Here is a 19,111-nt window from a genome sequence, read left to right as displayed (position 1 = left end):
TCCCTACATTGGCGCGCATGGCCTCGACCTCCACTCCCGCGACGAAGCTGCTGCTGCGCGAGAACGTCACCCACCGCGTCCACGAGTACCCGCACGACCCGCGGGCCGGCTCCTTCGGCTCCGAGGCCGTCGAGATGCTCGGGCAGCGGCTCGGGGTGGTCCCCGCGCAGATCTTCAAGACCCTGGTGATCAAGCTCTCCGACGGCAAGCTCGCGGTGGCCGTGATCCCGGTCCCGGCGACCCTCTCGCTCAAGGCGGCGGCGGCCGCCCTCGGTGGCGGTAAGGCGGTCATGGCCGAGCGCAGCGACGCCGAGCGCGTCACCGGCTACGTCCTCGGGGGGATTTCACCGCTGGGCCAGCGCAGCCGGCTGCGCACCGCCGTCGACGCCTCCGCGCAACAGTGGGATCGGGTCCTGTGCAGCGCGGGACGCCGCGGCCTCGAGATCGAACTCGCGCCGGCGGACCTGGTGCGGCTCGCGGGCGCGGTGGTGGCGCCGATCACCACCGGGGCCTGATTCGGCGCCGGGCGTCAGAGCAGGGTGAGCTGCTCGGCGGCGGGCGAGGCCGGGGCGAGCAGTCCGGGACCGTGGTTGCGGACGCTGCCGACCTCGGCCGACGCCGGATCGTGATCGAGACCACCGCCTCGCGGCTCGACTTCGGATCGGACCACCGCGACCACAGCCCGGCCGTGCAGTGGCGCGAACCGTCCCGCGGGGACATGTAGTACGGGATCCGCCCGGCCCAGCCAGCCTTGCCGGCAGGGCCGGCCCTGCCGTCGGCCGACGACGGGTCGTGCTGCCACTCGTACCAGCCGTCCGTCGGCACCAGGCACCGCCGGTGCCGCACCGGCCGCGCGAAAGCGGGCTCGAGCGCGGCCGATTCGGGTCGGGCGTTGAAAAGCGTTGCGCTCCGGACAATCTCGGTGGCGAACGACGGGACGGGCCCCCAGCGCATCCGCCGGATCCGCCGTCACCGCATGCCGGCCGCACACGGCTTCGAAGTGTGGCAGGTGTGGCCCTCGCGCGGATGGGCGAAGATGGACGGGTGAATCCGTGGAGTGCGCCCCGAGCCGAGTCACCCGTCGACAGTTCCGTCACGCTGCCCGGGTCCAAGTCGATCACCAACCGCGCCCTGATCCTCGCCGGCCTCGCGGACGGCCCGTCGACCGTGACCGGCGCGCTGCGCAGCCGCGACACCGACCTGATGATCGGCGCCCTGCGCGGACTCGGCGCGACGATCGACGAACGCGACGACGGCACCACCCTGCACGTCACCCCCGGCCGGCTGCACGGCGCCCGGGTGGACTGCGGCCTGGCCGGCACGGTGATGCGATTCGTGCCGCCCGTCGCGGCACTGGCCGACGGCGACGTCTTCTTCGACGGCGACGAGCAGGCGCGCACGCGGCCGATGGGCACGGTCCTCGAGGCCCTGCGCTCGCTCGGCGCCGACGTCGACGGCGACACCCTGCCCTTCACCGTGCACGGGCGCGGCCGCCTGCGCGGCGGTGTCGTCACCATCGACGCGTCCGGCTCGTCGCAGTTCGTCTCGGGGCTGCTGCTGTCCGCCGCGGCGTTCGACGAGGGCGTCACGGTCCGGCACGCCGGGGCGGCCGTGCCGTCCATGCCGCACATCGACATGACCGTCGACATGCTGCGCGAGTCCGCGGTGACGGTGGACACCACCGTGCCCGACACCTGGCGGGTCGCGCCGGGCCCGATCCGCGCGGTGGACCGCGTGGTCGAGCCGGATCTGTCCAATGCGACCCCGTTCCTGGCGGCCGCGGCCGTCACGGGCGGCACGGTGTCGGTGCCGCGGTGGCCGCAGCGCACCACCCAGGCCGGCGACGCGATCCGCGGCATCCTCCAGCAGATGGGCGCCGACGTCGCCCTGTCCGGCGGCACGCTCACCGTGCGCGGCCCGGAGCGCCTGCGCGGCCTCGACATCGACCTGCACGACGTGGGTGAGCTCGCCCCCACCGTCGCAGCGCTCGCGGCGCTGGCGACGACCCCGTCCACGCTGCGGGGCATCGCGCACCTGCGCGGGCACGAGACGGACCGCCTGGCCGCCCTGGCCACGGAGCTCGGCAAGCTCGGCGGCGCCGCGACCGAGACCGCCGACGGCCTGCACATCGTGCCCGCGCCGCTGCACGGCGGGCGCTGGCATTCGTACGCGGATCACCGGATGGCCACGGCGGGCGCGATCGTGGGCCTCGTGGTCGACGGCGTCGAGGTCGAGGACATCGGCACGACCGCCAAGACCCTGCCGAACTTCCCCGAGCTGTGGGCCGGGATGCTGACGGGAGCACGCTCCTGAGCCGGCGCACCTACGACGAGTCCGATGTCCGGATCCGTCCGGGCAAGGGCTCGCGTCCGCGCACGAAGGACCGGCCGGCTCATCTCGACGCCGCCGAGGCGATGGTGGTCTCGGTCGACCGCGGTCGGTGGGGCTGCGTGCTGGGCGGCGATCCGGCACGGCCGGTGGTGGCGATGCGGGCCCGTGAGCTCGGCCGCACCCCCGTCGTGGTCGGCGACCGGGTCGCCGTGGTCGGGGACCTGTCGGGACGGCCCGACACCCTGGCGCGGATCGTGCGGGTAGAGGAGCGCACCACGGTGCTGCGCCGCACCGCCGACGACACCGACCCGTTCGAGCGGATCGTCGTGGCCAACGCGGAGCAACTGCTGATCGTCGTCGCGCTGGCCGATCCGCCGCCGCGGACCGGGCTGGTCGAACGGTCCATGGTCGCCGCGTACGCGGGCGGTCTCGACCCGGTGCTGTGCCTGACCAAGAGCGATCTCGCCGATCCGGCCGAGTTCACCGCGCAGTTCGCCGACCTGGACGTCCGCGTGATGCTGGCCGGACAGGATCGGGACCTGACGGAACTCCGGGAGATGCTCACCGGCAAGGTGACGGCCCTGATCGGCCACTCCGGCGTCGGGAAGTCGACCCTGGTCAACAGACTCGTCCCGGATGCCGACCGGGCCATCGGGGCGGTCTCGGGCGTCGGGAAGGGCCGGCACACCTCCACGCAGTCGGTGGCGTTGCCGCTGCCGGGCGGTGGTTGGGTGATCGACACGCCCGGTATCAGGTCGTTCGGACTCGCGCACATCGGCGCCGACAACGTGATCGCCGCCTTCTCGGATCTTGCCGAGGCGGTGGAGGCCTGCCCCCGCGGCTGCACCCACCTGGGCCCGCCTGCGGATCCCGAGTGCGCGCTCGACGAACTCGAGGGCAAGTCCCGGCGCCGCGCGATGGCGGTGCGGGCTCTGTTGACCGCGATCGCCGCGAACGAGACCTGGTGACCGAGAGCCGGTGATACGGGCCCGCGACGCCGAGCGCCCGGCGTCACGGGGACGCCGGGCGCTCGATGCGGGCTCGGGATCAACGCATGCCCAGGAGGCGGCGCACGCCGCGGACCCGGCGGTTCTCGCGGATCGCGGTCGCCAGACCGCGTCGCCGGCCGGTCGCGGGGTCCACCACGGCGGTGCCGCCGAAGCCGCGTTCGGACGCGGTTTCGGGTGCGGCGTCCGGGGTGTCGGCGAGGTACTTGTTCGGCAGCGACAGCTTGGCGATGGTGCGCCACGACTTGAAGTACTGCACCGCGAGCGGGCCGGTGGTGTACGGCAGGTCGTACTTGTCGCACAGCTGCCGGACCTTCACCGCGATCTCGGCGTACCGGTTGGACGGCAGGTCCGGGAACAGGTGGTGCTCGATCTGGTAGCTCAGGTTGCCGGTCATGAAGTCCATGACGGGGCCGCCGGAGATGTTGGCGCTGCCGAGCATCTGCCGCAGGTACCACTGCGCCTGCGACTCGTTGTCGACGTCGGCCTTGGTGAACTTCTCGGCGCCGTCGGGGAAGTGCCCGCAGAAGATGACCGCGTTGGTCCACAGGTTCCGGATGACGTTCGCCGTCATGTTCGCGGTCAGCGTGGACTTCCAGGCCTTGCCCGTCAGCGCCGGGTAGACCACGTAGTCCTTGACGATCTGGCGACCGATCTTGTCCCCGACCTCGCGCAGCTTGCGCTTGGTCTCGGCGCGGTCGTCGCGGCCCTTGGCCACCTTGCCGAGCTCGAGATGCTGGACCGCGACGCCGTACTGGAACAGCAGGGCGAGCAGCGCGTTGTAGACGATGTTGCCGTAGTTGAACGGCGACCAGCGCTGGTCCCGCGTGACCCGCAGCAGGCCGTATCCCACGTCGTCATCCATGCCGAGGATGTTGGTGTACTTGTGGTGCAGGTAGTTGTGGGTCTGCTTCCAGTGCGCGGACGGGTCGGCGTTGTCCCACTCCCAGCTGGCGGAGTGGACCTCGGGATCGTTCATCCAGTCCCACTGCCCGTGCATCACATTGTGCCCGAGCTCCATGTTCTCGATGATCTTCGAGACGCCGAGCAGGCCCGCACCGAGCAGCCACAGCGGACGCCGGCGGCTGCCGAACAGCGCCGCGCGCCCGCCGAGTTCCAGGCCGCGCTGCAGCCGGATCGTGTTGCGGATGTAGCGGGCGTCGCGTTCGCCGCGGGAGTCCTCGATGTCTCGCCGGATGGCGTCGAGTTCTCGGCCGAGGGCCTCGACGTCCGCCTCCGTGAGGTGCGCGTACTCCTTGATGTCCGAAATGGCCATGCGCCTACCGTACCGTAGGTTACGAGTCCGTAGGTTACGGAGATGTAGCTTGTGCGGCAGATCACTTCCGCCGGGCGGCGCGTTTGGCGGCGCGCAATGTCTGCAGCGCGGTCGCCAGCCCCTCGCGACGCTCCCCCACCGACCGCACCCGCGGCAGATCGGGACGCCGGAACTTGCGCTCGGACGAGGTCTCCGGGGCGTCGTCCGACGTCGCCCGCAACCACGCGTCCGGCAACGCCAGCTTGTGGATCGTGCGCAGCGCCAGCAGGTACTGCTTGCCGAGCGGACCGCTCGTGTACGGCAGGTCGTACTTCGCACACAGCGTGCGCACCCGCTCCGCGATCTCCGGGTAGCGGTTGCTGGGCAGGTCCGGGAACAGGTGGTGCTCGATCTGGTAGCTCAGGTTGCCGGTCATGAAGGCCATCACCGGACCGGCATCGATGTTGGCGCTACCGAGCAGCTGCCGCAGGTACCACTGGCCCTGCGTCTCGTTCTCGTACTGCGCCACGGTGAACTTCTCGGCGCCGTCGGGGAAGTGACCGCAGAAGATCACCACGTACGCCCACAGGTTCCGCACCAGGTTGGCCGTGAGGTTCGCGGTGATCGTGCTGCGCCACGCCCGGCCCGTCATGGCCGGGAACAGCACCAGGTCCTTGCCCAGCTGCCGCGCAATTTTCCGGGCAAAGTCCTTGGTGGGCTGGGAGTTCCGCTGCCCCGGCGGCACGCCGCACGCCTTCTTCTCGGCTCCGAGGTCGTGCAGGGCGATGCCCCACTCGAAGGTGGCCGCCAAGATCAGGTTGGCCACGGGCTGCAGCAGGTTGATCGGCCGCCACTTCTCGTCGCGCGTCATCCGCAGGATGCCGAATCCCACGTCGTCGTCCATGCCGACGATGTTCGTATAGGTGTGGTGCGCGTAGTTGTGGGCGCGCTTCCAGTGCTGCGACGGACCCGTCTGGTCCCACTCCCACGACGTCGAGTGGATCTCCGGGTCGTTCATCCAGTCCCACTGCCCGTGCATCACGTTGTGCCCGAGCTCCATGTTCTCGATGATCTTCGACAGGGAGAGCAAGCCCGTGCCGAGCAGCCACAGCGGACGCCGGCGGCTGCCGAACAGCGCCGCCCGGCCGCCGATCTCGAGCACGCGTTGCAGCCGGATCGTGTTGCGGATGTAGCGGGCGTCGCGCAGCCCCCGGGTGTCCTCGATGTCGCGACGGATCGCGTCGAACTCGCGGCCGAGTTCCTCGATGTCCGCGTCGGTGAGGTGCGCGAACTCGGTGATGTCGGTGATTGCCACCGGGGTCCTTCCCCCTGGTCCGGGTCGGTAGTGCGTCAGGCGCCGAGCGTGCAGTCTCCGGCAGCCGCGGAGATGCAGGTCTGAACCCGCTCCCCCTCGGCGTGTTCCTTGCCGGACCGGAGATCGACGACGTGCCCCTTCTCCAGGGGCACCACACAAGTCTGACAGATTCCCATCCGGCAGCCGAACGGCATCAGGGCGCCGGCGCTCTCACCCGCCTCGAGCAGGGTCGTCGCACCGTCGACGGTGACGGTCTTGCCCGACTTGGCGAAGGTCACCGTGCCGCCGGCGCCGGAGGTGTCCGCCCGGGTGACGGCGAAGCGTTCCAGATGGAGCCGCTCCGGCAGGCCCGCGGCATCCCAGAACCGCTCCATGTCGTCGAGCATCGCCTGCGGGCCACACGCCCACACCTGGCGCTCCCGCCAGTCCGGGCACACCGTGTCCAGCTCGGCGAGGGTGAACTTGCCCTGCTCCCGCGTCAGCCGCACGTACGGGCGGTACTGCTCGTGGTCCGCACCGAAGCGGGCGATCTCGTCGGCGAACATCACCTCGGGGGCGGTGGGCGCCGAGTGCACGTGCACGACGTCGGGCAGCTCGGCATGCGCCTGCAGCGACCGGCGGTCGAGGGTGCGCAGCATCGATATGATCGGGGTGATGCCGCTGCCCGCGGTGAGGAAGAGGATCTTCGGCGGCGGGGGGTCGGACAGGACGAACTCGCCCTTGGGCGCGGCGAGCCGCACGATCGTGCCCGCGGGCACGCCGCTCACGAGGTGACTCGACAGGAAACCGTCGGTCATGGCCTTGACGGTGATCGAGATGAGCTTGCGGTCCCAGGTGGGCGACGAGGTCAGCGAGTACGAACGCCAGTGCCAGCGGCCGTCGACGTGCAGCCCGATGCCGATGTACTGGCCCGGCGCGTACCCGAAGTCGAAGCCCCAGCCGGGCTTGATGACGAGCGTCGCGGAGTCGGCGGTCTCGCGGCGGACCTCGACGATGCGGCCGCGCAGCTCACGCGCCGACCACAGCGGGTTGGCGAGGTGCAGGTAGTCGTCGGGCAGGAGCGGTGTCGTCAACCGCGCGGCCGCGCCGCGCAGGAGATTCGACACGGATCGGTCCCTCGTCGCGACATGCGCCGCCGGCCGCTCGATCCAGTCCTTCAGACCCATCCGATCACTTCTCCTCGTCCAGGGGCTACGCCTCCGTAGGTTACCAGCTCCCTACGGAGGCGTAGGTTGCGGCGAGACAGCCGTCACACTCGGGGCCGGGAGCAGCTCAGAGCAACTCGAGCAGGAACTGCAGTTCCTGGGCGGCGTACCAGGCGAGTTCGTGGTCCTCGGCGTCGCCCAGCACGAACTCCGCCTCCTCGTCGCCGAGGTCGGCCGCGTCCACGACCGGGAGGGCACGGGCGATGTCCGGCTCCGCGGCGGCGAGGTCCACGTGCACCGACGCGACCGCGGACAGCGGCACCGGTCCGGGCAGCCGGACCACCGCATCGTCGAGATCCGGGCGCAAAGTCACCCCGTCGACGTCCGCGGCCACGACCACCCGGCGCAGGCCGAACTCGGGAGCCGGGTCGTCGTCGGCCCGGCCGGCGAGCAACCGCAACGAGGCGCGGGCCGCCTCGGCCATCGCGACCTCGGCGAGTTCCTCGTCGTCGCCGGAGGTGTACGCCTCGCGCAACGCGGGGGTGACCGCGAACGCGGTGCGGCTCACCGCCTCGAACTCGCCGTCGGCGACCAACCGCTTCAACGTCTCGATCGTGGCCGGCACGTACACCCGTGTCACAACTCACCTACTGGCATCCAACAACTCCTCGAGCGACTCGTGCAGCAGCGACGTCAGCACCTCCACATCGGGCATGGCGTCGCGGTCCGCATTCAGACCGTAGTAGACGTTGCCGTCGTACGACGTCAACGCGACGCTCAGTGCCTGGTTCTTCAGCAGGGGCGAGATCGGGTACATCTCGAGCACCCGCGCCCCGGCGAGGTAGAGGGGATGCTGCGGACCCGGTGCGTTCGTGATCATCAGGTTGAACATGCGCTGGGAGAAACCACTCGCGACACGCGCCCCGACCGCGTGCATGGTCGCGGGCGCGAACCCGGACAGCCGCATCATCGACCGCGCCGGCACCCGCCGGCCCTGCCGCGAGTAGGCCTCCCCGGCGTGCGAGATGTGGGACAGGCGGACGACCGCGTTCGGTTCACCGACCGGAAGGTCCACCAGGAAGGTCGAGACCTCCCCGCGCGGCCCCGCCGCGGACACGTCCCCACCCTCGTCGGGCGCATCCGGGTCCTGCGTGTACACCGACATCGGCACCATCGCCCGCACCACCGTCGCCTCCGTCAGCGGCTCCCCGCGTGAGAGCAGCCAGTACCGCAGCGCCCCCGCGATCACCGCCAGCACGACGTCGTTGATGGTGCAGCCGTAGCGGGCCCGGATCTTCCGGTACAGCTCGAGATCGGCCTTGACCACCGCGAACCGGCGGTTGCGCGAGATCGAGGCATTCAGCGGGCTGCCGGGCGCGGACTGGGCGGCGGTGCGCGCCAACCGGCCCACGACATCCAGCGCCTCGCCGGCGGTGGCGGCCAGATCGCCGACGGCCGCCCGCAACCCCGACACGGCCTCGCCGGGGCGGGCCACCAGCTCCGCGAGCGCGCCGAACACCAGCGCCGAGTCGCTCGGCTCCGGTTCCGGCATCCACAGCTCCTCCGGATCCACCCGGGGAGTCTCGGTGGGCTCGAAGAGCACCTGCCCGATCTCGAGTGCCTCCTCGCCGTCCACCAGGGCCGAGTGGGTCTTGGTGAACAGGGCGCACCGGTCGCCGGCCAGGCCCTCGACGAGATACATCTCCCACAGCGGGCGCGAACGGTCGAGAGGACGGGAGATCAGCCGGGCCAACAGGTCGTGCAGCTGCGCTTCGGAGCCGGGCCGCGGCAATGCCGAGCGCCGCACGTGGTAGGTGATGTCGAAGTCGCGGTCGTCGACCCACACGGGCCGCGCCAGGCCGAGCGCGACCTCGCGGGCCTTCTGCCGGTACCGCGGCACCGCCGCGAGACGTCGCTCCACCAGCCGCAGCACGTCCTCGTAGTCGAGCCCACCGCGCGGCTGCTCCAGGATGGCGAGCGAGCCGATGTGCATCGGCGTATTGCTCGTCTCCAGAAAGTAGAACGACGCGTCCTGAGCCGACATCCGGTTGGTCATCGCCCGACATCCCCCTCGTCCCGCGGCGCCCCGGCCCGCGACGACTCGCCGAGGCCGAACAGCACCGTCAATTCCGCCACCACCTCGGCGGCATCGGCATGATGCACGCCGACCATCCCCGCCGCGACCGCGCCGTCCACGTTCACCCGCAGGTCGTCGACGAACACGCACGCCGACGGTTCGAGCCCGAGACGCCGGGCCACCAGCAGGTAGCTGCGCGGGTCCGGTTTGGCGGTGCCCACGTCTCCGGACAGCACCACCTCGTCCACCAGCCGGCCGCGCCCGAGATCGCGCAGCGGGCCGGCCGCGGGACCACCCGGATCGTTGCTGAGGATCGCGGTGCGCACGCCGCGCCGGCGCACCTCGGCGAGCACCCCACCGAGCGCGGCCGCGTCCGTGCCGGGGCCCGCGAGCACCCCACCGAAATCGAGCACCAGTCCACGCATCGCCTCACCCTAGTTCGCGAGCACCGGTTCGGCGATGCAACAGCCCGAACGACGCGGCGACACCGGACCCGCCATGCTCGCGCCTCCTCGGCGCGGATGTGGCACCATGACCGGCGACTCCGTCCTCTCCCGGGGTCCGCACACCGGGCGTCGGCCGTTCCGCGCCGACGTCGCCCCCCTGGATCCGGGAGAACCGATGACATCTCCGCACGGCGACGCCCACTACGTCCGGCGCATCGTTCCGTTCGAGCCGCCGGTGCAGCGCTGTTGCCCGGCCGGACCGCATCGCCGGCACGCGCGGCGCCGCCTCACCCCGCACGACGGCCGCTCGGTGCGCGCCTCGGCGCCGCCGGCCGGCCGGCCGCTGCCGGAGGTGGATCCGGCGGCGCGACGGTTCGCCGACCTCGCGGCCCGGTTGATCCTCGAGGTGGCCGACCGGCGCCGCCCGGAGACCCAACTCGCCGCGGTGCTGCATTCGTCGCTGCACGCGACCGTCGCCGCCGTGGCGAAGTCGGGCGACACGGGGACCGCGGTGCTCCTGCGGACCCGGCTGCGCGCGGTCGACGCCGACACCGCCGAGTTGTTCGGCTCCTACGGCCGCGGCCACCGCGTGTTCGCGCTGGCCGGCCGGGTCTCGCGCCATCCCACGACACGCCGGACGCCACACGGCTGGCTGATCACCACCGTGTGGCTGGGCTGACCGGACGACGCGGCCGGGCCGGCGCTCCGGCCGGGTCGTCAGCGGCGGCGCTGCGCCTTGGTCTGCTTGCGTGCCGCCTCCCGGCGCTGCCGGCGGGTGCCCGTCGTCCCGGGCGCGGACGCGGCCGGCGACGATGTCGCGGGGCTGCGCCGCACCTGGGCACTGCCGTCCTCGGCCGGCCCGGTGTAGGTGAGGTTGCGCTCCTCGTCCTCGTCGAGCCCCTTCGCGCGCAGCGCGGCCGGAGCGGGCGCGGGAGCAGGAGGTGCCGGGGCGGGAGCAGGCTTCGCCAGGGTGGGGGCGGCCTGCGCCGTGACGGCCGCGGACGCGGCGGTGACGCTGACGCCCGGGGCCGGCTGCGGCTGCGCCGCCTCGACCTGCAGGTTGAACAGGAATCCGACGGACTCCTCCTTCAGGCCCTCGAGCATGCCGATGAACATGTCGTAGCCCTCCCGCTGGTACTCGACGAGCGGGTCGCGCTGCGCCATCGCCCGCAGGCCGATGCCCTCCTTGAGGTAGTCCATCTCGTAGAGGTGCTCGCGCCACTTGCGGTCGAGCACCGACAGCAGGACGCGGCGCTCGAGCTCGCGCATGCCGCCCTCGCCGGCGACGGCGTCGATCTCCGCCTCGCGGCGGGCGTACGCGGCGCGCGCGTCCTCCAGCAGGGCCTCGCGCAGTTCCTCGCGGCTGAGGTCCGCGGGCTCGCCGTTCGTGGAGACGGTGAGTTCCTTGTGGTCGATGCCCACCGGGTAGAGGGTCTTCAGCGCCGTCCACAGCTGCTCGAGGTCCCAGTCCTCGACGTAGCCCTCGGCGGTGGCGCCGTCGACGTACGCGGTGACCACATCCGCGATCATGTGCTCGACCTGGCCCTCGAGGTCCTCCCCGCGGAGGATGCGGCGGCGCTCGTCGTAGATGACGGTGCGCTGCTGGTTCATCACCTCGTCGTACTTCAGGACGTTCTTGCGGATCTCGAAGTTCTGCTGCTCGACCTGCGTCTGCGCGCTCTTGATGGCCTTCGAGACCATCTTCGCCTCGATCGGCACGTCGTCGGGCAGGTTCAGGCGGGTCATGATCGACTCGAGCGCCGCGCCGTTGAAGCGGCGCATCAGCTCGTCGCCGAGCGAGAGGTAGAAGCGCGACTCACCCGGATCGCCCTGCCGGCCGGAACGGCCGCGCAGCTGGTTGTCGATACGGCGGGACTCGTGCCGCTCGGTGCCGAGGACGTACAGGCCGCCCGCCGCCCGGACCTTGTCGGCGTCGGCCTTGACCTCGGCGTTGATCCGCTCGATCACCTCGTCCCAGGCCGCCTCGTACTCCTCGGGCGTGTGGACCGGGTCGAGACCCCGCTTGCGCAGCTCCACGTCGGCCAGGATGTCCGGGTTGCCCCCGAGCACGATGTCGGTACCGCGACCGGCCATGTTGGTGGCGACGGTCACCGCGCCGGACCGGCCGGCCTCGGCGATGATCGTCGCCTCCTGCTCGTGGAACTTGGCGTTGAGCACGTTGTGCGGGATGCCGCGCTTGGTGAACTGCTTGGACAGGTATTCGGAGCGTTCGACGCTGGTGGTGCCGATCAGGACCGGCTGGCCCTTGGCGTGGCGCTCGGCGACGTCGTCGACGACGGCCGCGAACTTCGCCTCCTCCGTCTTGTAGATCAGGTCGCCCTGGTCCGCGCGGACCATCGGCTTGTTCGTCGGGATCGGGATCACGCCGAGCTCGTAGATCTGGTGCAGCTCCGCGGCCTCGGTCTCGGCGGTGCCCGTCATGCCGGAGAGCTTGTCGTAGAGGCGGAAGTAGTTCTGCAGCGTGATCGTGGCGAGCGTCTGGTTCTCCGCCTTGATCTCGACGCCTTCCTTGGCCTCGATGGCCTGGTGCATGCCCTCGTTGTAGCGCCGTCCGACGAGGATGCGGCCGGTGAACTCGTCGACGATGATCACCTCGCCGTTGCGGACGATGTAGTCCTTGTCGCGCTGGTACAGCTCCTTGGCCTTGATGGCGTTGTTGAGGTAGCTCACCAGCGGCGAGTTCGCCGCCTCGTACAGGTTGTCGATGCCGAGCTGGTCCTCGACGAGCTCCACCCCCGCCTCGTGCACGCCGATGGTGCGCTTCTTGATGTCCACCTCGTAGTGGACGTCCTTCTTCAGCAGCGGCGCGATCCGCGCGAACTCGGCGTACCACTTGCTCGACGCGTCGGCCGGGCCCGAGATGATCAGCGGCGTGCGGGCCTCGTCGATGAGGATCGAGTCGACCTCGTCGACGATCGCGAAGTTGTGGCCGCGCTGCACGAGATCGTCGAGCGAGTGCGTCATGTTGTCGCGCAGATAGTCGAAGCCGAACTCGTTGTTGGTGCCGTAGGTGATGTCCGCGGCGTACGCGGCGCGCCGCTCGGCGGGCGGGAGGCCGGACAGGATCACCGCGGTCTCGAGCCCGAGGGACCGGTGCACCCGGCCCATCCACTCGGAGTCGCGCTTGGCGAGGTAGTCGTTGACCGTCACCACGTGCACGCCCTCGTCGGCGATGGCGTTGAGGTAGGCGGGCAGCACACAGGTCAGGGTCTTGCCCTCACCGGTCTTCATCTCGGCGATGTTGCCGAAGTGCAGCGCCGCGCCGCCCATGATCTGAACCGGGTAGTGCTTCTGGCCCAGCACCCGCCACGACGCCTCGCGGGCCGTCGCGAACGCCTCGGGCAGCAGCTCGTCGAGGGTCTCGCCGTCCTGGTAACGCCGGCGGAACTCGTCCGTCTTGGCCCGCAACTGCTCGTCGGTGAGCGTCTCGAACTCGGGTGAGAGGGAATCGACGTGGTCGGCGATGTGCTTGAGCCGCTTGACCATGCGACCTTCACCGACTCGGAGCAGCTTCGACAGCGACAGCACGGGCGTGTTCGTCCTCAATCTCGGGTACAGCACGGGCAACGAAAATCCGGCCGAGGCCTGTATCGACCCCGGCCGGATTCCATGGTAGGCGGTCTTTCAGCGAGGTGACGACGGGCGACCGCTCGGCAGGGTGGCGCGCGAGGCGCCGCCGCTCCGCGGTGCGGTCGTCACACCAGCCGGATCAATCCGTAGTCGAACGCGTGCCGGCGGTAGACGACCGAGGGACTGTCGGTCTCCTTGTCGTGGAACAGGTAGAAGTCGTGCCCCACCAGCTCCATCTCGTACAGCGCGTCGTCGACGGTCATCGGCTCGGCCGTGTGCTCCTTCGTGCGCACGATCCGGCCCGGACCTGTGGGCTCGGGCTCGTGCTGTTCCAGCGAGATCTCCGGTGAGATGCCGAGGGAGTCGTCCTTGGCGAGTTGCGCGGTGGCCTCGGCGACCGAGACGGGGGTCTTCTCCCCGTGGTGCACCTTGCGGCGGTCCTTCGTGCGACGCAACCGCGACTCCAGCTTGTCCGTCACGGACTCGAAGGCGGCGTAGAAACTGTCCGCGGACGCCTCCGCGCGCACCACCGGTCCCTTGGCCCGAGCGGTGATCTCGACTCTCTGACAACTCTTCAGCTGCCGGCGATTGCGCTCGTGCTGCAACTCCACATCGAACAGGAAGATCGTCGGGTCGAAACGTTCGAGCCGAGCGAGCTTCTCGGACACGTAGACCCGGAAGTGATCCGGGACCTCGACGTTGCGCCCCTTGACGACGATGTCGGCGCGGGGACCGTTGGACTCCGCAGTACCGGCTTCGGCCTCTGCAGCGGGAACCTTGGACTTCGAAGGGATCGTCACTCGTACCTCCCGAGTACGGCCGGCGCAGCTCGCGCGCCGGCATGATCGACGAGCGCGAAACGCGCTCCGCCCGACACGACGGTCAGGGGCGTTTTGCGCCCGCTACCTGTGTTTTCGGGTCTGAGGGCGACGGTAGTACGGAACGGCGGGGAGTGCCACCGTTCCGTCGAATTTCACGCCGTGGTCACCTCGTGGCAGGACTGATGTCCCCTTTCTCGCGGACCCACGTCCCGCGGCGCAGGGCCCTCCGGCTCGCTACGCGGCGGCGATCACCAGCACCCCGCACGGGCGATGGCCCGCGGCCCGCAGGACCCGCACCGACTCCGCCGCGGTGGCGCCGGTGGTGACGACGTCGTCGACGAGCAGCACCGCCGCCCCGGGCGGCGGACCCGCCGCCGTCCGGATCCGCACCCGGCCGGCCAGGTTGCGCTGCCGCTGGGCGGCCGACAGCCCCACCGAATCCCGGACGCCGCGCCCGGTGCCGAGGAGGCCGCAGACCTCGAGCCGCCGGTCGTGGCCGGCGGCCACGCGCGCCGCGCGCGTCACCGGGTCGCCGCCGCGTGACCGCGCCGCCCGCGCCCTCGTCGGGGCGGGCACCACGACGACGGGTCCGGCGGGCAGCTCACCCCAGCGCCGCAACCGCGACACGGCGGTCGCCAGCGCGAGGCCGAGCGGGACGGCCAGATCGCGCCGGCCGTGTTCCTTGGCCGCGATCACCGCGCGACGGCGGGCGCCGCGGTACGGCCCCAGCGCCCACACCGGCACGCCGGGATCGACCCGGGGCCGGACCCGTGCAGGCACGTCCGCCAGTTCCCGGGCACAGCGCCGGCACCAGCCGACGCCGGCGAGTCCGCAACCGCCGCACTCGACGGGCAGCACCAGATCCAGCAGCGAGGTCAGCACCGCGCCAGTGTGGCCGCCGGCCCCGACATCCCGCGCCGGACCGTCAGCCCGGCAGGACGGGGACCGCCTGCAGCCCGGTCAGGCCGGGTACCTCGCGCCAGTACCGGTCGCCGGCCGGATCGGCGTTGTTCAGCTGGAACACCGCCCGCGAGTCGGCCACGAACTCCGAGGTCGTCGACGCCTCGACGGCGACCACGGGCGGGGTGAGGTTCCGGCTCGGCAGGGCGTCCATGCGGGAGCCGTCCACCGCGACCTGCACGACGGGCACGTCGGAGGCGGACCGTGCCACCACCACGGTGTCCGGGGTGCTCCAGTCCAGCGACAACGCCGGGCTGCCGAGGCCGATGGCGATCTCCCGCGGCGTCGTGAGCGAGAACTCGCCGTTCGACTTCTGCACGACCACCGCGACGTACACGCGGCCGTCCACGATCATCGCCGCGCGCACGCCGTCGCGGGAAAGCCGCAGATCGCTGATCACGTTGCCCACGGCCCGCACGGAGCCGGCGTCGACGGGGAGGACGGTGACCCGGCCGGTGCCCGGCTCGCGCACCACGCGCACCACGTTCGTGCCGTTGACCACGGCCCACACGGAGTTGTCGTCGAGCGCCCACGTCGGCCGCGTGATCGATTCGCCCTGCAGGGCACGTGCCGCCGTCCCGTCGCGGTAGGGGCCGATCAGCAGCTCGGCGGTGGCTTCGGGGGCGGGACGCCCGGTGTCTGCGACGGCGGCCGCGAGCTCGCCGTCGTGCGACAGCGCGACCGAGCGCAGGTTCGTCGCGGCGCCGAAGGCCCCGGGCACCGGAGTCACCCCGGTCTCGGCGACACTGACCAGCCCGCCGCCCCGCAGGGCGTGGAGGCCGATGGTGGCGCTCGAGGTGGCCAGCGGGTTCATCGACGCCACGTCCGCGGTGGTCCAGCCGTTCGGGAACCGCTCGTCCAGCGGCTGACCGTCCGCGAGCAGCACGTAGGGCCCGGTGATCTCGGCGTTGGCGAGGGTCCAGATCACCTGTGCCGCCAGCATCTCGCGGCTCTCCTTGCCCAGGGGCTTCAACCCCAGGAAGTCGATCCGGACGCCCCCGAGACCGACACCGACCTGGGTCGTGCGGCCGTCGGCCTTGGTGATCGGCCCCCGCACGGACACCCCGGAGCCGAGTTCCGTGCGCACGGCCGGTGCCAGGGCCGCCTTCGGGCCCTCGATGAGCAGGTCGATCAGCTGTGCCGCGGTCTGGTCCTGGGTCGCGGCGATCCAGCGGGGGTCGGGCACGACCGTGCGCCCGGACGGGTCGACGAAGTACAGCGAGCGTCGCTGGTAGCCGTTGAGGAACTGCGGGCGGTCCATGACGACGCCCGGTCCCATCTCGTCGATGCGCCACTCGCCGCCCGTGAGCACGAGCGTGATCCTGGTTTCGAACGGTCCCTCGTCGGCGCGGTAGACCCCGCCCTCCTCCAGGTGCCCGACCCGGTTGGCGCGGATGACGTACGTCGCGCGCTCGGCGCTGCGCGACTCCGGCAGCACGTCGACCTTGTCCACGATCGTCGCGCTGGCGGCGTCGTCCCACCCGGCCGACATGTCGGCGGTGAGGAACTGCCGGGCCGCGAGGTGGCGGTTCGCCGGGTCGGTGCTGGCGCGCAGGAAGTCGCGCAGGAGCAGGTCCGGTTCCCGGCCCGGTGCCGGCGGGGGGACCGAGGTGGTGGTGGGCTCACGGGCGATGGTGCCGACCGCCTGCGGCGACGACGAGTCCGGCAGGCTGGCACACCCCGACACGGCGACGGTCAGGCCGAGCATCGCCGTGAGGATCGTCTTCGTGCCCCTCATGTGGCGGCTCCTTCGGGCGGGACCGGCACGTGCGCCGAATCCGCGGCCGTCCCGGCGTCGTCGCCGGTCCCGGCATCCGCCGACTCCGCCTCGGCCGGCGCGGCCGCTCCCGGCAGCGGGCGGCCCTGGACCGCACGGACCGTGCTGGGAACGAGCGGCAGCGGACTGCGGCCGACCTTGCGTCCCCGTTCCCGCGGGAGGGTCAGCCGGAAGCAGGACCCCTGGCCGGGCTCGCCCCACGCCTCGAGCTTGCCGTTGTGGAGGTTGGCGTCCTCGACGCTGATCGCCAGGCCGAGACCGGTTCCGCCGGACCGCCGGACCCGCGACGGGTCCGAGCGCCAGAACCGGTTGAAGACGAGTTTCTCCTCGCCCGGACGCAGGCCGACGCCCTGGTCCCGGACGATGAAGGCGGCGGCGTTGTCGTCGGCGCGCAGGCGCAACAGGATGGGTTTTCCCTCCCCGTGGTCGATGGCGTTGGCGAGCAGGTTCCGCAGGATGCGCTCGACGCGGCGCGGATCCACCTCGGCGGTGACGGGTTCGCCGGGCAGGTCGACGATCAGCTCGGTCCCGCTCTCGCGGGCGAGGTGCCGGACGGTGGAGACCGCGGCACGGGCGCACATCCGCAGGTCGAGCTGCTCGGCCGCGAGCTCGGCGACGCCGGCGTCGTGACGGCTGATCTCGAGCAGATCGCCCAGCAGGCTCTCGAACCGGTCGAGCTCGGTGACGAGCAGCTCCGAGGCCCGCTTCAGGGACGGGTCGAGTTCGTCGCTGCCGTCGTGGATCAGGTCGGCGGCCATCCGCACCGTCGTCAGCGGGGTCCGCAGCTCGTGACTGACGTCCGAGGTGAACCGCTTCTGCAGGTTGCCGAACTCCTCGAGCTGCGTGATCTGCCGCGACAGGCTTTCGGCCATCTCGTTGAAGGACATGGCCAGGCGCGCCATGTCGTCCTCACCGCGCACCGGCATGCGTTCCTTGAGGCGGCCGTCGGCGAACCGGACCGCGATGCGCGACGCCGAGCGGATCGGCAGCACGACCTGGCGCGCGACGATCATCGAGATCGCGGCGAGCAGCACGAGCAGCACGCCGGCGCCGACGAGCAGCGTGCCCCGCACCAGCGACAGCGTGTTCTCCTCGCCCGCCAGCGGGAACACCAGGTACAGCTCGAGGGTGGAGATGTCCGACGCCGTCGGGGTGCCCACGATCAGGGCCGGGCCGGAGTAACCGTCCGGATCCGACACGGTCGCGAACTGGTAGGAGATCTGGCCCTTCTGCACGAAGGCGCGCAGGTTCTCGGGGATCTGGTCGGCAGGACCGCTCGACGTCGGGGCGCGCGGTCCGTCGCCCGGCACGATCAGCACCGGGTCGAAGGTGCCCGCGACGCCGGTGTCCTGGCCGGCGTCGCTGCCGCGGTTGGTCAATGCCGCGGCGGCCCCGTCGAGCCGTACCTGCAGCGAACCGGAGTCGTCGGCGCCGGCGAGCTGGCCCTCGACGAGTGCGCGGGAGCGCTCGACCTCCTCGGTGGCGGCGTTGATCTTCACCTCGAGCAGCCGCTCGGTGATCTGGCTGGTGAGCACGACACCGAGGACGAGCATCACGATCAGCGACAGCGACAGGGTCGAGACCACGACCCGGAGCTGCAACGATCGCCGCCACGTGTGGGCGAGCCGGTTGCTCACCGCACGTGACCACCTCAGCAGCGGCAGGGTCCTCCTCGTGATCCGCCGCCGCAGTCGGTACCCACCGATCACGGCGGTCCGGCCTTGTAGCCGACGCCACGCACCGTCAGCACCACCTCGGGATTCTCGGGATCCTTCTCGACCTTCGCGCGCAACCGCTGCACATGGACGTTCACCAGGCGGGTGTCGGCCGCGTGCCGGTAGCCCCAGACCTGCTCGAGCAGCACCTCACGGGTGAACACCTGCCGCGGCTTGCGCGCGAGCGCCACCAGCAGATCGAACTCGAGCGGCGTGAGAGAGATCAGTTCGTCCCCGCGGCTGACCTTGTGGGCGGGAACGTCGATGGCGATGTCGCCGATGGAGAGCACCTCGGCCGGTTCCTGCTCGGTGCGACGCAGCCGCGCCCGGACCCGGGCCACGAGTTCCTTGGGCTTGAACGGCTTGACGATGTAGTCGTCGGCGCCGGATTCGAGCCCGAGCACCACGTCCACGGTGTCCGACTTGGCGGTGAGCATCACGATGGGCACGCCCGAGTCGGCCCGCAGCACCCGGCACACGTCGATGCCGTTCATGCCCGGGAGCATGAGGTCGAGCAGGACGAGGTCGGGCCGGATCTCCCGGACCGCGTTCAGCGCCTGCGAACCGTCACCCACCACGTACGGCTCGAATCCCTCGCCCCGCAGGACGATCGTGAGCATCTCGGCGAGCGCGGTGTCGTCGTCGACAACCAGAATCCTCGGCTTCATGGC

The 19,111-nt window shown here is 71.3% G+C and carries 17 protein-coding genes; 4 read left to right on the top strand and 13 right to left on the bottom strand.

All coding sequences use genetic code 11. The features are described 5' to 3' along the window. Positions 1-17: 17 nt before the first annotated feature. The gene (ybaK, locus tag OCS65_RS11645) at positions 18-515 is read left to right on the top strand and encodes a Cys-tRNA(Pro) deacylase (protein WP_263510202.1); all 498 of its coding nucleotides are present in this window, start codon (positions 18-20) and stop codon (positions 513-515) included. Here the strand turns inward: ybaK and OCS65_RS11640 are convergent. Continuing rightward, the gene (locus OCS65_RS11640; protein WP_203330132.1) at positions 499-954 is read right to left on the bottom strand and encodes an SOS response-associated peptidase family protein; all 456 of its coding nucleotides are present in this window, start codon (positions 952-954) and stop codon (positions 499-501) included. The two genes, ybaK and OCS65_RS11640, sit on opposite strands and share 17 nt — an antisense overlap. A 72-nt stretch (positions 955-1,026) precedes the next feature. Between OCS65_RS11640 and aroA the strand changes: the two genes are divergently transcribed. Next, the gene (gene aroA, locus OCS65_RS11635) at positions 1,027-2,313 is read left to right on the top strand and encodes a 3-phosphoshikimate 1-carboxyvinyltransferase (RefSeq protein ID WP_263510199.1); all 1,287 of its coding nucleotides are present in this window, start codon (positions 1,027-1,029) and stop codon (positions 2,311-2,313) included. Continuing rightward, a complete protein-coding gene (rsgA, locus tag OCS65_RS11630; RefSeq protein WP_006942701.1) occupies positions 2,280-3,299 on the top strand; it encodes a ribosome small subunit-dependent GTPase A in 1,020 nt (339 codons plus the stop codon). Before aroA ends, rsgA begins: the two co-directional genes overlap by 34 nt. A gap of 79 nt (positions 3,300-3,378) precedes the next feature. Here the strand turns inward: rsgA and OCS65_RS11625 are convergent, their stop codons facing one another. From OCS65_RS11625 to OCS65_RS11600, 6 genes are all read right to left on the bottom strand, one after another. After that, on the bottom strand, positions 3,379-4,614 hold the full coding sequence (locus OCS65_RS11625) for a fatty acid desaturase family protein (protein ID WP_006942700.1): 1,236 nt from the start codon (positions 4,612-4,614) through the stop codon (positions 3,379-3,381). 61 nt (positions 4,615-4,675) lie between these two features. Then, a complete protein-coding gene (locus OCS65_RS11620; protein WP_006942699.1) occupies positions 4,676-5,908 on the bottom strand; it encodes a fatty acid desaturase family protein in 1,233 nt (410 codons plus the stop codon). Between the two features lie 35 nt (positions 5,909-5,943). Continuing rightward, a complete protein-coding gene (locus OCS65_RS11615; RefSeq protein WP_006942696.1) occupies positions 5,944-7,074 on the bottom strand; it encodes a ferredoxin reductase in 1,131 nt (376 codons plus the stop codon). A gap of 106 nt (positions 7,075-7,180) precedes the next feature. Next, positions 7,181-7,693 (bottom strand): DUF6912 family protein, encoded by a 513-nt coding sequence (locus OCS65_RS11610; RefSeq protein ID WP_006942694.1) that lies wholly within the window; start codon positions 7,691-7,693, stop codon positions 7,181-7,183. Between the two features lie 3 nt (positions 7,694-7,696). Beyond that, positions 7,697-9,109 (bottom strand): WS/DGAT/MGAT family O-acyltransferase, encoded by a 1,413-nt coding sequence (locus tag OCS65_RS11605; RefSeq protein WP_029544608.1) that lies wholly within the window; start codon positions 9,107-9,109, stop codon positions 7,697-7,699. Further along, entirely contained in the window at positions 9,106-9,555 is a 450-nt protein-coding gene (locus OCS65_RS11600) for an HAD-IA family hydrolase (protein ID WP_006942692.1), read from the bottom strand. Before OCS65_RS11600 ends, OCS65_RS11605 begins: the two co-directional genes overlap by 4 nt. 196 nt (positions 9,556-9,751) lie before the next feature. On the opposite strand from OCS65_RS11600, the gene OCS65_RS11595 reads away from it, so the two are divergent. Beyond that, complete coding sequence (locus tag OCS65_RS11595) at positions 9,752-10,255, top strand: Rv3235 family protein (RefSeq protein WP_037201793.1); 504 nt, start codon at positions 9,752-9,754, stop codon at positions 10,253-10,255. A gap of 38 nt (positions 10,256-10,293) precedes the next feature. On the opposite strand, the gene secA is transcribed toward OCS65_RS11595, so the two are convergent. The 6 genes from secA to mtrA form a co-directional block, all read right to left on the bottom strand. Then, positions 10,294-13,125 carry a preprotein translocase subunit SecA gene (gene secA / locus OCS65_RS11590; protein ID WP_029544610.1) on the bottom strand — a complete coding sequence of 944 codons (2,832 nt, stop codon included), beginning with the start codon at positions 13,123-13,125 and terminating at the stop codon, positions 10,294-10,296. Positions 13,126-13,292: 167 nt separating this feature from the next. Beyond that, a complete protein-coding gene (gene hpf / locus OCS65_RS11585) occupies positions 13,293-13,967 on the bottom strand; it encodes a ribosome hibernation-promoting factor, HPF/YfiA family (protein ID WP_006942687.1) in 675 nt (224 codons plus the stop codon). 255 nt (positions 13,968-14,222) lie between these two features. Further along, positions 14,223-14,870 carry a ComF family protein gene (locus tag OCS65_RS11580; RefSeq protein ID WP_006942685.1) on the bottom strand — a complete coding sequence of 216 codons (648 nt, stop codon included), beginning with the start codon at positions 14,868-14,870 and terminating at the stop codon, positions 14,223-14,225. A 43-nt stretch (positions 14,871-14,913) separates the two neighbouring features. Next, positions 14,914-16,686, bottom strand: a complete 1,773-nt coding sequence (gene lpqB / locus OCS65_RS11575; RefSeq protein WP_006942676.1) for an MtrAB system accessory lipoprotein LpqB — start codon at positions 16,684-16,686, stop codon at positions 14,914-14,916. Beyond that, positions 16,683-18,434, bottom strand: a complete 1,752-nt coding sequence (gene mtrB / locus OCS65_RS11570; protein ID WP_080688640.1) for an MtrAB system histidine kinase MtrB — start codon at positions 18,432-18,434, stop codon at positions 16,683-16,685. The genes lpqB and mtrB overlap by 4 nt, the downstream gene beginning before the upstream one ends. Continuing rightward, a complete protein-coding gene (mtrA, locus tag OCS65_RS11565; RefSeq protein ID WP_006942670.1) occupies positions 18,431-19,108 on the bottom strand; it encodes an MtrAB system response regulator MtrA in 678 nt (225 codons plus the stop codon). The genes mtrB and mtrA overlap by 4 nt, the downstream gene beginning before the upstream one ends. Positions 19,109-19,111 lie beyond the last annotated feature (3 nt).

The sequence above is a fragment of the Rhodococcus aetherivorans genome (assembly GCF_025722975.1).
In the GTDB taxonomy this organism is placed as follows: domain Bacteria; phylum Actinomycetota; class Actinomycetes; order Mycobacteriales; family Mycobacteriaceae; genus Rhodococcus; species Rhodococcus aetherivorans.
This window is presented reverse-complemented; position numbering and strand designations above follow the sequence as displayed.